This is a genomic window from Mangrovibacter sp. MFB070 (assembly GCF_000705335.1).
Lineage (GTDB): Bacteria > Pseudomonadota > Gammaproteobacteria > Enterobacterales > Enterobacteriaceae > Mangrovibacter > Mangrovibacter plantisponsor.
Window position 1 is genome coordinate 109,244 of the sequence record NZ_JJMI01000002.1, and the last position, 13,755, is coordinate 122,998.

At 48.1% G+C, this 13,755-nt stretch carries 12 protein-coding genes; 8 read left to right on the forward strand and 4 right to left on the reverse strand.

Annotated features, from left to right (window positions below):
* Nucleotides 1-215 precede the first annotated feature (215 nt).
* From DT73_RS00975 to DT73_RS00995, 5 genes are all read left to right on the forward strand, one after another.
* Nucleotides 216-1,106 carry a carbohydrate ABC transporter permease gene (locus tag DT73_RS00975; protein ID WP_036102900.1) on the forward strand — a complete coding sequence of 297 codons (891 nt, stop codon included), beginning with the start codon at nucleotides 216-218 and terminating at the stop codon, nucleotides 1,104-1,106.
* Nucleotides 1,099-2,010, forward strand: coding sequence for a carbohydrate ABC transporter permease (locus DT73_RS00980; RefSeq protein WP_036102700.1), 912 nt, complete (start codon nucleotides 1,099-1,101; stop codon nucleotides 2,008-2,010). The genes DT73_RS00975 and DT73_RS00980 overlap by 8 nt, the downstream gene beginning before the upstream one ends.
* Before the next feature lie 12 nt (nucleotides 2,011-2,022).
* Nucleotides 2,023-3,150 (forward strand): ABC transporter ATP-binding protein, encoded by a 1,128-nt coding sequence (locus tag DT73_RS00985; RefSeq protein WP_036102703.1) that lies wholly within the window; start codon nucleotides 2,023-2,025, stop codon nucleotides 3,148-3,150.
* A 14-nt stretch (nucleotides 3,151-3,164) separates the two neighbouring features.
* Entirely contained in the window at nucleotides 3,165-4,451 is a 1,287-nt protein-coding gene (locus DT73_RS00990; protein ID WP_036102705.1) for an ABC transporter substrate-binding protein, read from the forward strand.
* 136 nt (nucleotides 4,452-4,587) lie between these two features.
* Entirely contained in the window at nucleotides 4,588-5,718 is a 1,131-nt protein-coding gene (locus DT73_RS00995; protein ID WP_036102708.1) for an oligogalacturonate lyase family protein, read from the forward strand.
* A 100-nt stretch (nucleotides 5,719-5,818) separates the two neighbouring features.
* Here the strand turns inward: DT73_RS00995 and kduD are convergent, their stop codons facing one another.
* Complete coding sequence (gene kduD, locus DT73_RS01000; protein ID WP_036102710.1) at nucleotides 5,819-6,580, reverse strand: 2-dehydro-3-deoxy-D-gluconate 5-dehydrogenase KduD; 762 nt, start codon at nucleotides 6,578-6,580, stop codon at nucleotides 5,819-5,821.
* A 541-nt stretch (nucleotides 6,581-7,121) separates the two neighbouring features.
* Here kduD and DT73_RS01005 point away from each other — a divergent pair.
* The gene (locus DT73_RS01005; protein WP_036102712.1) at nucleotides 7,122-8,297 is read left to right on the forward strand and encodes an oligogalacturonate lyase family protein; all 1,176 of its coding nucleotides are present in this window, start codon (nucleotides 7,122-7,124) and stop codon (nucleotides 8,295-8,297) included.
* 715 nt (nucleotides 8,298-9,012) lie between these two features.
* Here DT73_RS01005 and DT73_RS01010 read toward each other — a convergent pair.
* Together DT73_RS01010 and DT73_RS01015 are read right to left on the reverse strand one after the other, a co-directional pair.
* A complete protein-coding gene (locus tag DT73_RS01010; protein ID WP_036102714.1) occupies nucleotides 9,013-9,696 on the reverse strand; it encodes an oligogalacturonate-specific porin KdgM family protein in 684 nt (227 codons plus the stop codon).
* 648 nt (nucleotides 9,697-10,344) lie between these two features.
* Nucleotides 10,345-11,520, reverse strand: a complete 1,176-nt coding sequence (locus DT73_RS01015; protein ID WP_036102716.1) for an acetyl-CoA C-acetyltransferase — start codon at nucleotides 11,518-11,520, stop codon at nucleotides 10,345-10,347.
* Between the two features lie 32 nt (nucleotides 11,521-11,552).
* Between DT73_RS01015 and DT73_RS01020 the strand changes: the two genes are divergently transcribed.
* Both DT73_RS01020 and DT73_RS01025 read left to right on the forward strand, forming a co-directional pair.
* Nucleotides 11,553-11,744, forward strand: a complete 192-nt coding sequence (locus DT73_RS01020; RefSeq protein WP_036102718.1) for a hypothetical protein — start codon at nucleotides 11,553-11,555, stop codon at nucleotides 11,742-11,744.
* 61 nt (nucleotides 11,745-11,805) lie between these two features.
* On the forward strand, nucleotides 11,806-12,288 hold the full coding sequence (locus DT73_RS01025; protein WP_036102902.1) for a pyridoxamine 5'-phosphate oxidase family protein: 483 nt from the start codon (nucleotides 11,806-11,808) through the stop codon (nucleotides 12,286-12,288).
* 80 nt (nucleotides 12,289-12,368) lie between these two features.
* On the opposite strand, the gene DT73_RS01030 is transcribed toward DT73_RS01025, so the two are convergent.
* Nucleotides 12,369-13,754, reverse strand: a complete 1,386-nt coding sequence (locus DT73_RS01030) for an efflux transporter outer membrane subunit (RefSeq protein ID WP_036102720.1) — start codon at nucleotides 13,752-13,754, stop codon at nucleotides 12,369-12,371.
* Nucleotide 13,755 lies beyond the last annotated feature (1 nt).

Below are 13,755 nucleotides of genomic sequence, written 5' to 3' on the forward strand. Positions count from 1 at the left end.
AAATAACAATAGAATAAAATAAAACGCTGTTTTACAAACATGAAATAGCGGTTCATTTAAACCTGTATGCACTGTCTTTCCTGTTACAGGACAAAGAATTGAAATTGTTTTGCACAGTGCTGGCCCATGCCAGCACTCACCGCTACAGCACACCACAGGTGCGCTGTGCAGCAGTAAGCAGCCGTTTCTCTAATTGTTTGCCAGGTAGGTATATTATGAATGAAAACAAGCTTCTGGGTCTGGCCTGGATATCGCCCTATATTATAGGGCTGATAGTCTTTACGGCCTTCCCATTTGTTTCATCGTTTTTTTTAAGCTTTACCGATTATGATTTAATGAACCCGCCCACATTTAACGGCATTGAGAATTATCGTTACATGTTTTTGGAAGACGGACTCTTCTGGAAATCAATGGGTGTCACCTTTGCCTATGTATTTATTACTATTCCGTTAAAATTAGCCTTCGCACTGGGTATTGCGTTTGTTCTTAATTTTAAATTACGCGGAATTGGATTTTTCCGTACGGCTTACTATATACCGTCCATTCTGGGCAGTTCTGTTGCCATTGCGGTTTTGTGGCGCGCACTGTTTGCGATTGACGGCCTGCTCAATAGCTTTATCGGCTTTTTTGGTATGGATGCCATCAACTGGCTGGGCGAGCCTTCACTGGCGCTGATGTCAGTTACCTTGTTGCGCGTGTGGCAATTTGGTTCAGCGATGGTTATTTTCCTGGCTGCACTACAAAATGTTCCGCAATCTCAGTATGAAGCAGCCATGATTGACGGTGCATCTAAATGGCAGATGTTTATGAAAGTGACGGTGCCACTGATTACGCCAGTTATTTTCTTTAACTTCATTATGCAGACCACACAGGCATTCCAGGAGTTTACCGGCCCTTACGTTATTACTGGCGGTGGGCCAACTTATTACACCTACTTATTCTCACTCTATATCTACGATACCGCGTTTAAATACTTCGACATGGGCTATGGCGCCGCACTGGCCTGGGTATTGTTCCTGGTCGTCGCGCTATTCGCATCTATCGCATTCAAGTCTTCAAAATACTGGGTGTTCTACTCTGCCGATAAGGGAGGCAAAAATGGCTGATATACAGCATAGCCCGATGTCGTCGCAAAAACTCTCTAATGCTGAACGGGAAGTTCAGCGTACTCTGCGACGGGAAAAAATAAACGCGTGGATCCGTTATGTGATTCTGCTGTTTGTCGGTTTATTAATGCTTTATCCACTGGCCTGGATGTTTTCGGCCTCCTTTAAACCGAACCATGAAATCTTTACCACGCTGGGTTTATGGCCTTCAAATCCGACATCCGACGGGTTTATCAATGGCTGGAAAACCGGTACGGAATACACCTTTGGTCATTACATGCTCAATACCTTTAAGTATGTGATTCCCAAAGTATTGCTGACCATTATCTCTTCTACTGTGGTTGCCTACGGCTTTGCCCGTTTCGAGATCCCCTGGAAGAAATTCTGGTTCGCCACATTGATTGCCACCATGTTGCTGCCAAGCACTGTTCTGCTGATCCCGCAGTACCTGATGTTCCGTGAAATGGGCATGCTGAATAGCTATTTGCCACTGTATTTGCCACTGGCATTCGCAACTCAGGGGTTCTTTGTCTTCATGCTGATTCAGTTCCTGCGTGGTGTCCCGCGCGATATGGAAGAAGCGGCCCAGATTGATGGCTGTAACTCCTTCCAGGTGCTGTGGTACGTGGTGGTGCCGATTCTTAAACCCGCCATTATCTCCGTCGCGCTGTTCCAGTTTATGTGGTCAATGAACGACTTTATCGGCCCGCTGATTTATGTCTACAGCGTGGATAAATACCCCATTGCACTGGCGCTGAAAATGTCTATCGATGTCACCGAAGGCGCACCGTGGAATGAAATTTTGGCAATGGCGAGTATCTCCATTCTGCCGTCAATTATTGTTTTCTTCCTGGCTCAACGCTACTTCGTTCAGGGCGTTACCAGCAGTGGAATTAAAGGTTAACGAGGGAATATCATGGCTGAAGTTATTTTTAATAAACTCGAAAAAGTCTACTCCAACGGCTTCAAAGCGGTACATGGTATCGACCTGAAAATCGCAGACGGAGAGTTCATGGTCATCGTCGGCCCGTCAGGTTGTGCTAAATCGACAACCTTGCGCATGCTTGCGGGGCTGGAAACCATCAGTGGCGGTGAAATTCGCATTGGTGAAAAAGTGGTGAATAACCTGGCACCTAAATCGCGCGGAATCGCGATGGTGTTCCAGAACTACGCGCTCTACCCACATATGACGGTGCGTGAAAACCTGGCGTTTGGCCTGAAGTTAAGCAAGTTGCCAAAAGAACAGATTAATGCGCACGTCGACGAAGCGGCCAAAATTCTTGAGCTTGAAGACCTTCTTGACCGGTTGCCACGCCAGTTATCTGGCGGCCAGGCTCAGCGCGTTGCCGTTGGCCGTGCCATCGTGAAAAAACCCGATGTTTTCTTGTTTGACGAACCACTGTCCAACCTTGACGCCAAGTTACGCGCCTCCATGCGTATCCGTATTTCTGACTTGCATAAGCAACTGAAGAAAAGCGGTAAACCTGCGACCACTGTCTACGTGACACACGACCAGACAGAAGCGATGACCATGGGTGACCGTATTTGTGTCATGAAGCTCGGCCACATCATGCAGGTAGATACACCAGATAACCTGTACCACTACCCGAAAAACATGTTTGTCGCAGGCTTTATTGGTGCGCCAGAAATGAATATCAAACCATCAAAACTGCTGGTGCAGAATGACCGGCTGCATATTCGTGTCGGCGAAGACTTACTTGAGCTCAACGACACACAGCAAAAGAAACTTGCCGACCATAAAAACCAGGATGTGTTCTTCGGTATCCGCCCTGAATTTGTCTCCATTGCCGATGAACCCTTTGCTGGCAGCCACACAACCGGCCAAATGGTGCGCGTAGAAAACATGGGGCATGAATTCTTCGTCTACCTGAAGGTGGGTGACTTCGAACTCACTGCCCGTATCCCTTCCGATGAAGCTAAACCGATTATTGAAAAAGGGCTGCATCGCCAGGTGTATTTCAAATTCGATATGAATAAATGCCATATCTTTGACGCAAAAACAGAACAAAACCTCTCTCTCTGACAGGAGTCATGATAATGAAAAAAATGTTATTGGGTGCCCTGATTACGACCACACTGGCAATAACCACCGGCCAGGCTTTTGCTGAGCAGGTGAATTTACGTATGTCCTGGTGGGGCGGTAACAGCCGCCATCAGGCAACGCTTAAGGCACTCGACGAGTTTCATAAACTACACCCGGATATCAATGTTAAAGCGGAATACACTGGCTGGGACGGCCATTTATCCCGGCTGACTACTCAGATTGCCGGGCGCACCGAGCCCGATGTCATGCAAACAAACTGGAACTGGCTGCCTATTTTTTCTAAAGATGGCACTGGTTTTTATGACCTCAACCAACAGAAAGATGTACTGGATCTGACCCAGTTCTCTGCAAAAGAACTGCAATCCACCACCGTTAACGGCAAGCTCAACGGGATCCCGACATCGGTGACAGCACGCGTTTTCTATTTTAATGACCAGACCTGGCAAAAAGCGGGTATCGCTTTCCCGAAAACCTGGGATGAGCTGATGGCTGCCGGGAAAACATTTGAAACCAAACTGGGTAAACAATATTACCCGGTAGTACTGGAACACCAGGATGTTCTGGCACTGCTTAACTCTTATATGGTGCAAAAATACAATATTGCTGCCATTGATGAGAAAACCAAGAAATTCGCTTACACCAAAGAACAGTGGGTAGAGTTTTTTGGGATGTATAAGAAGCTTATCGATAGCCATGTAATGCCAGACACCAAGTACTATGCCTCTTTTGGCAAGAGCAACATGTACGAAATGCGCCCATGGATCCAGGGTGAATGGGGTGGCACCTATATGTGGAACTCCACTATCAATAAATATTCCGACAACCTTCAGCCACCGGCCAAACTGGAACTGGGTAGCTACCCTATGCTCGAAGGTGCAACTGATGCAGGACTGTTCTTTAAACCCGCACAAATGTTCTCAATTGGTAAATCCAGTAAACATCCAAAAGAATCAGCCATGCTGATTAACTTCCTGCTGAACAGCAAAGAAGGTGTGGAAGCTCTGGGGCTGGAACGCGGTGTTCCGCTAAGCCATGCAGCAGTAGAGATCCTCACAGCAGACGGTTCAATCAAAGACACCGATCCGGCTGTTGCAGGGCTGAAACTGGCTCAATCACTGCCAACCAAACTTTCTGTCTCGCCTTACTTTGATGACCCGCAGATTGTGGCGCAGTTTGGCACCACTCTGCAGTACATCGATTATGGGCAAAAAACAGTTGCAGAAGCAGCAGCGGATTTTGAGCGCCAGTCGGACCGCATTTTGCGTCGCGCCATGCGTTAATCACATGCCTGGTTGGTGTTTGCCAATGGTTATCCACTCACTACTGCCTGTTACCGGGCGGGAGTCAGGATAACTGAACACCGAATTACCCTGCCTCACATGGGGCAGGGTATTTTTTTATTTGTAAGGAGATATCATGGCTAAAGGAAGAAAAGTTCATCTTTCGTTTCGCCGCCACATTGACCGTGAAACAGGCCACGAGGTTGTACGCTTAACGCCCCCTCATGTTATTTGTCATCGCAATTATTTTTACCAAAAATGTTTTACCCGGGATGGGCAAAAAATTATCTTTGGCGGCGCATTCGAAGGCCACTGGAACTACTATCTACTGGATCTCAATCGCGAAATTGCCACCCAACTGACTGAAGGCAATGGCGACAATACTTTTGGCGGTTTTTTATCCCATGATGACCGCCACCTGTGGTATGTCAAAAATAAACGCGAACTGCGTAAAGTCTGCCTTGAAACCTGGGAAGAACAGTGTGTCTACGAGGTTGACTCCGAGTGGGTTGGTTATGGTACCTGGGTTGCCAATAGCGACTGTAGCCAGCTTGTGGGTATTGAGATCCGCAAGTCTGACTGGCGTCCATTGACTGACTGGCAAAAATTCCGCGACTTCTGGTACACCCGCCCGGAATGCCGGTTAATTCGGGTCGATTTACATACTGGTGAGCGCCATGTGGTATTGCAGGAAAAAAACTGGCTTGGTCACCCAATCTGGCGCCCAGATGACGACCAGACCATCGCATTTTGCCATGAAGGGCCACGCGACCTGGTCAGTGCTCGTATGTGGCTGACGGACCCACAAGGGAAAAAGGTGCGCAAGGTGTGCCAGCCGCAACCCGGTGAGAGTATGACTCATGAGTTTTGGGTGCCCGATGGAAGTGCGCTCTATTATGTCACGCACCATGAAGATGATGCCCACCGCTATTTATGCAGCGCAGACCCGGAAACCCTCGAAAACCGCAGGCTGAGAACGATTCCTCCCTGCTCCCATTTAATGAGCAGCCATGACGGGCGCTGGGTTGTGGGAGACGGTTCACCGCATAAGACTGGTGCTCCAGAGCTCAACGATCCTTTTATCTGGGTGTTCGATCTGCATAAGGGCAGCCAGAAAGCTATTTGCCGCCATGATTCGTCATGGAAGGTACTGGAAGGCAACCGCCAGGTCACTCACCCACATCCCTCGTTTTCACCAGATAACCAGTGGGTTTTATTTACTTCAGATGCTGAAGGAATGCCAGCGCTGTGGCTGGCACATGTATAGTACCGTTAACCTTACCGCCTCCTTATGGAGGTGGTTCATGGCTAATAAAAAACCTCTGCACGGCTTCCCGGGCAGAGGTTTTTTAGAGGTGGGATACGAATTAACGAGCCAGCCAGCCACCGTCAACAGCAACGGTATAACCGTTGATGTAATCTGACGCATCTGATGCCAGGAATACTACCGGCCCCATCAGATCACTTGGCAGGCCCCAACGCCCGGCAGGGATACGGTCGAGGATTTCAGCACTACGCTGTTCATCGCTACGCAGTTGCTGGGTATTGTTAGTGGCCATATAACCCGGCGCGATAGCATTCACGTTGATATTGTGTTTGGCCCATTCGTTCGCCATCAGGCGAGTGATACCCATTACACCGCTTTTTGATGCAGTGTAAGACGGCACGCGGATCCCGCCCTGGAAAGAGAGCATGGAGGCGATGTTGATAATCTTGCCGCCTTTACCCTGCGCAATAAATTGTTTCGCAACCGCCTGAGACATAAAGAAGACAGTTTTGATGTTCAGGTTCATCACGTCATCCCAGTCTTTTTCGCTAAATTCAATAGCGTCCTGGCGGCGAATCAGGCCTGCATTGTTGACCAGAATATCGATATGGCCAAATTCAGCAACCGCACGCTCCAGTAAAGCCGGGATACCTTCAATCTGGCGCAGGTCGGCAGTCAAACTCAGGAAACGACGCCCCAGAGCAGCCACACGCGCGATAGTTTCAGTTGGTTCAACAATATTGATACCAACGATATCGCAGCCAGCTTCTGCCAGACCAATCGCCATGCCCTGACCAAGCCCAGTGTCACACCCGGTAACCAGGGCGACTTTACCTTCTAAGGAGAATGAATTCAGAATCATAAGTAAGTTTCCTTTTAGAGCGCATGTTGCGAACGGGCGTATCACGCGACAGCAAATATGAATAGTTCAGTTAAACAGTGCATTACCTTAAACGGTTCGTTTCAGGCGCATGCGGTAACGGCTATCTGATAAAGCTGAAAACCCGTATTCCCTTAACACCGTTTAGTTTGTACGCTCATCTTAGACGGCTTGAAATACCATTTCAATTCTTATTGAAACGTTGTTTCAGTTTTTAAGCATGTTATTTTCATTTTTGATATTCTGATCACGGTTAGGCTCAGCACCTGGGGTTCCAGGGGAAAATAAACACACAACAGAAGGCCAGGAAGCCATAACCGGTAACAACAATTCTGCTATTTCACTGGTAATTTGCGCCAGCAATCACATAAAATGAAACAACGTTTTGATAAATTACCAACTTGTTTTTGAACTTAACCACTTTATGGGTATACCCGCAGATTTTCGGGCTACAGCAAGAAGCTGATGTAACAGATAACCTGATGGCTGAAGGGTATAAAACTGGAATTTTGAGGAGTTAATTATGGCTAAGGGCATGCAGATTAAACTTCAGTACGAGGTGTATACGGACCCTGATACCGGTGCAGAAATTACCCGGTTAACACCACCTGAAGTCACTTGCCACCGCAACTATTTTTACCAGAAATGTTTCACCAACGATGGCAACCGCTTGCTCTTTGCTGGCGCTTTTGACGGTAACTGGAACTACTATTTACTGGATATTGGCAAAGCAGTCGCTACCCAGTTAACCGAAGGTACAGGCGACAACACCTTTGGGGGGTTCCTGTCACCTGATGATCAGTTCCTCTATTACGTTAAAAATGAACGGACCCTGTTGCAGGTCAACCTGGAGACACTGGCTGAGCGTGAAGTTTACCGCGTGCCGGAAGAGTGGGTTGGGTATGGTACCTGGGTGGCCAATAGTGACTGCACTAAACTCGTCGGTATCGAAATCGCGAAAAGTGACTGGGTACCATTGAATGACTGGAAAATTTTCCATGACTTCTTCCATAAAGGTCCACACTGCCGCCTGCTGCGCGTTGATTTAGCGACTGGCGAAAGCGCAGTAATTCATGAAGAGAAGATCTGGCTGGGTCACCCTATTTATCGCCCGTTTAATGATCAAACCGTGGCATTCTGCCATGAAGGCCCTCATGACCTGGTTGATGCCCGCATGTGGATGGTTAATGAAGACGGCAGCAATGTGCGTAAAGTAAAAGAACATGCGCCAGGCGAAAGCTGCACACATGAATTTTGGGTGCCGAATGGGTCTGCTCTGGTTTATGTTTCCTACCTGAAAGGCAAACAGGGCCGTACCATTTTCAGCTACAACCCGGATACAGGAGCCAATGTTGCACTGATGCAGATGCCGGCATGTTCTCACCTGATGAGTAACTTTGATGGCACCCTGATGGTGGGTGATGGCTCAGGTACACCAGTTGATGTAAAAGATACCAGCGGCTACACCATTGAAAACGATCCCTATTTATATGTATTCGATGTAGCGAAAAAGGCCTGCTTCCGGGTTGCTCGCCATGATACATCCTGGGACACCTTCGAAAACAGCCGCCAGGTCACGCACCCTCACCCGTCTTTTACCCCAGACGACAAAGCCGTGCTGTTCAGTTCAGATAAAGATGGCAAACCTGCACTGTATATCGCGAAACTCCCGCAACAACGCGAGTATTTGCCTGCGTAATAATGTTTGCGTAACTGTTGTGTTCTGAAATCTGTACTGGCCTTGCCCCCATATTTATGGGGGCTTAGATTGATGAACAAGAAGGAAAAAGCGTGGTTTTTCCTTCTTTTTAGTTAGCAGCCGAAAATCAATAAATTGATTTTCCTGTTTTTTTATTGGGTGACACCCTCTCGTTCTGTGCGGACATGAGGTTTGTCATCAGACTCTGCCCCCATATTTATGGGGGCTTTTTTATGTTCGCAGCCCACAAGCCGCGGTAAGTTGGATTCAATCCACCACCAGTTGAACGGGCAGAAGTCAGAAGCAGCATAAGAAAACAGACAGACAAATACTCACACAAACTCACAGCCATACTCAGCAAAAACATCAGCTAAATATTTATGCATTTAAAGGTTTTCATTAAATAAACAACAAAAAAAAGCACTCCCTGCGGAATGCTTACCTGAATACCCGGTATTACAATGTGGCGTCAAGAAAGTAAAGTCAGATGCTCTGTATCCTCAGTCTGCATTACAAGTTTATTAGTAATACCGGCATGACAGTCAATAGATTTAAAATGCGTACCTATCAGGAAAAAGGGTAATAACGCAACCTGGCATTTCCAACAAAGGAAATGTTTATTTCATGCATAATAGCACCACCTGTATTTCACGGTGCATTATGCATTTCAAAAAGAGAATATAGCAGCAGATAATTTATTACCTGCTGCCTGTTATCAGAAGGAATATGCAACCCCTACGCGGTAGCGAGTCTGGCGTTCATCCGTTTTTGAGCTACCGGAAATATTGCCCAACTCAGCATATGGCGCCCAGTTTTTGTCCAGTTTGTAAGCGACTTTCAGGTTGTATTCTTCAGAGTATTTATTGTTATTAGAGCGAATATTATGCTCACTGCGTGCATACAGATAGTTCAGCTCGGCACGCCAGTCACCCAGAACATAACCCACCCAGACATCGCCACGGTTTACCTTATCATCATCTTTATCGGCATTATCTGGATAACGTGTATATTCAAAGCGATAACGTGCAGCAACATACACACCACTATCAAAGCTATATTGTGCGTGCAGGAAAGGTTTATAGGTTGATTTACTGTCATTACTGTCAAGGTTCATACCTGGTGTCAGCGCAAAGTTTTTATTTGGACGCCAGCGCCAGCTAATTTGCTCTTCATGGCCATTAGCAATGATATCGGTAAAAGGCTGGTCCTGGTGAGTGCCACCTGATTTCCATTTGGCTTCAACAGTAAAACCAAAACCATTCGCAAAGCGGTGAGAAACAGCAACACGGTCCGCGTTACGGCCATCATCACGATATTCATGACGCAAATCTACAGTAACAGCAGAAGCAGCAAAGCTCGCCCCACATAACACTGCCAAACCCAGAGCTTTTTTTAACATGTTATATCCCCTATTGAAAAGCTGTTTCATTTTTATGGAATGAGATTTTATTTTTAAATTAACCTTATTTTAGTGATCCACGTCAGAATTAATAACCAGTAAAATGAACTATTCCACCATTCGTGACACGAGTCATAATTCCCACTCAAAAAACAAACAAAAAACCTTTATGAATCACAACAAAATTTCCTGAAATCACATTTGAAACGATATTTCAATTAAAAAATCAGGATCGTTATCGCATTTTTTTAGTACAGCTTAAAATACTTAGCAGACTAATTCTTAGATTTTCATATAAGACCGGGAAGATAAAAAGAAAATCAATACAGGGCAGGGTTCAGAGCTAATATTTGGCTAATCTGGCAGATACAGGTAATGAAATAGCGTGACGTAGCATATTCACCGCATATGATGTGCCAACAAAAACCAGTTTTTTGTCAAAAAGATGGTAATAATGAAAGCTTTCGGGCTTTCACTCCAGGCATGAGGTAGGGAAAATAAAGGTATGAAGTATGAAAACAGTGTGAAGTATGAAGCGTAGCGTGATGCAGGCAGTGAAATTGCTGTAAACACGCCAGTGAAGGAGAAAACAGAGGTTATCAGCGCATTACGCTTGCAAAATAGCTGCTGGCAACGGCCACCAGAGTCTTAACGTTCTACCGCAAGCGCCACGCCCTGCCCCCCGCCAATGCACAAGGTAGCCAGCCCCTTACGCGCTTCGCGTTTTTTCATTTCATGCAGTAGAGAAACCAGAATCCGGCAGCCAGACGCGCCAATCGGGTGGCCAAGTGCCAAAGCCCCACCATTGACATTCACCTTGCGGGTATCCCACTCCAGGTGGCGGCTGACCGAGATCATTTGTGCAGCAAACGCTTCGTTGGCTTCAATAAGATCAAGTTCTTCAAGAGCCCAGCCAGCCCGCTCCAGGCAGCGCCGGGTAGCATGAACAGGCGCGATACCCATAAATGCCGGATCAACGCCCACACTGGCAAATGCCTTGATCCGCGCCAAAACAGCGACACCCAATTGTTGTGCACATTCCGCGCTCATCATCATAACAGCGGCGGCCCCGTCATTAATCGATGAAGCATTCCCCGCCGTCACGCTGCCACGCACATCAAAAGCGGGGGAAAGTGCGGCCAACAGCTCAGCACTGGACTGCCTCAGCGGTTGCTCATCGCTTTCAACCCATGGCGTTACGCTGCCTGGTGCAGCAGTAACAGGAACGATTTCATCGCGAAAACGCCCGCCATGAATAGCCGAGAGCGCTTTTTGATGCGAAGCCAAAGCCCAGTTATCCTGCTCCTGGCGACTGATACCAAACTCACGCGCCAGGTTTTCTGCTGTAACACCAATATGATAATCATTAAAAGCATCCCACAACCCGTCATGCACCAGGCTCTCCACTACCTGGCCATTACCCAGGCCACCAGAATTTGGTCCTTCCACAAGCAGGTGCGGCGCCCGGCTCATATTCTCCTGGCCCCCTGCTATTACCACATCTGCTTCACCGCACTGAATAGCCTGGGTTGCCAGGTGCAGAGCCTTCAGGCCAGAGCCACAGACATCATTGATAGTAATAGCGGAAACAGTGCAAGGCAGGCCACTCTTCAGGGCTGTTTGCCGGGCAGGATTTTGCCCGGCTCCGGCGGTGAGTACCTGCCCCATAATCACTTCATCCACTAATCCGGCAGAAACGCCACTGCGTGCCAGCAATGCCTTGACAACCAGGCTGCCCAGTTCGACGGCAGAAAGGTGAGATAAGGCGCCCTGGAAACTGCCAATGGGGGTGCGAACCGCACCAGTAATCACCACATCCCGCATAGCTGAACACTCCCTAAATAAGATCCTGTTGTATGGTAAAGCAACAACTGGAGGTTATTTTTAAAATCTATGCAAAAAGTGAACAACATCACGGTTACAAACACACCGGTTCGCTGACCCCTTCACTGCTATGTGGCAACTCAAAATCTTATCTCTGGTCAAAGAAAACCGTAATGGCTAAACCACCGCATCTGTTTTATGAAGCAGTTCGCTTTTTCTGGTGATATTCAGGCCGATGATTTTATGAGGAAAGACACCCAAACCGGCCAGATTCAGGAGGACATCATGACGCAAATCACGGACATTCAGGCTTTTCGTAAGGATCTGACAAATGCGGTACTGTGCTGGCTGGCAACGGTTGATGCCAGTGGTGCGCCAAATGTCTCGCCCAAAGAGATGTTTTCCTGGGATGGCAACCAACAGATTATCATTGCCGATATCGCCTCAGCCCGTTCTGTCGAAAATATCCTCCAGCAGAACAAGGTATGCCTGAGTTTTATTGATGTGTTTCGCCAGCGAGGTTTCAAAATTACCGGAAGTGCTCAGATAATACCGGCAGGATCCCCCAACTTTGCCGCAATTGGCCACGATGTTCTGGCTCGCATTAAAGGTGAGTTCAGGGTGCAAAATCTTATCGTTGTGACGATTGAGTCCGTTTCCCGTGTTCTTGCGCCCAGTTACTTCACCTTCCCCGAACGTAATGAAGCAGAGCATATCCGCCAGACGCTGGAGTCCTACAGTGTGAACCGGTTGCTCTATGGAAAGTAATGTATCTGTAATAAGCTGAATGGCCACCACCCGGTCGAAACTACCGGGTGGTGTTGCGCTGAAGATAGCGAGATCAGCACTTAGTGCGTGCTATTACTTAACCCGCCGCCCAGAGATTCCCACAGCGTAATACGGTTTTCGAAGTCGGTTTGTTCAAGCGCAATTAATGATTCCTGAGCGGACCATAATGTCCGTTGCGCCGTCAGCACGGTGAGGTAATCACCGCTACCAATTTGGTAACTTTTTTGCGCCAGATCCAGCGTTTTCTGCGCTGCTGCCACATAACCACGTTGAGCATCCATTTGTTCACCCAGCGTTTCACGGCGCGCCAGTGCATCCGCCACATCTTTAAACGCACTCTGAATCGTTTTCTGGTAAGTCGCCACCAGGCCTTTTTTCTCGGCCTGAGCGTAGTGCAATTGTGCCAGGTTGCTGCCCCCGGTGAAAATGGGCAGGCTAATTGATGGCGCAAAACTCCACACTTTCAGCCCATGGTTGAACAACCCGGACAGACTGTCACTCCCCACACCGGCACTGGATGTCAGCGAAATGGTGGGGAAGAAGTTGGCCCTGGCGGCACCGATATCAGCATTGGCACTCAACAGGTTATGCTCAGCTTCCTGCACATCCGGGCGGCGTAACAGGACATCGGAAGAGACCCCGGCAGGCACCAGTTCAATGCTATTGTTGGCCAGCTTGCTCAGTTCGTCAGGCAATAATGTGTCCGGCACCGGTTCACCAACCAACAAATCCAGCGCATTTTTATCCTGCATCACCAGCGTTTTGTAACTGGCGACGCTGGCACGGGCTTCCTGCCACACTTCCATCGCTTCCGAGACATCGGTTGCTGCAGCCGTGCCAACATCATGCTGTTTACGGGTGATTGCCAGTGATTTTGCTGCGCTGTCCATCGTGCTTTGCGCCAGCGCCAGATTATCTTTATCTGCTGCCAGCGTAACCCAGGCGGTCGTAGTTTCAGAGATTAAGGTCAGCCGGGTATCTTCCGCGGTGTATTTACTGGCAAGCCAGGTTTCTTTTTCCGCCCGGCTCAGGCTCTGGTTATAACCGAATAAATCCAGTTCAAAGCTCGACACCGTTCCTTCTGCACTGGCACTGGTGGAAACACCATTGGTCGTCGTCCGGCTGCGGGTCACATCAAGCCCTGCATCCAGTGAGGGGAAAAGTGACGCACGCTGTTCAATATACAGCGCCCGGGCAGCGTCGATGTCGGTAATGGCTTTTTGTAAATCACGGTTGCTGGCAAGGGCGCGTTGTACCACTTGTTTCAAACGCTGGTCATTCACAATATGCTGCCAGTCTTTCAACACCACCGGTGCCGCACCGTGCTGGCTGGCACCCGGCCAGGTGCCCGGCACCGCAGATGCCGGGCGTTCATATTTCGGGTCCAGTGAAATACACCCGGTTAACAACAATGATAAAGCGATAACTGTAATTCGCGGTAACATG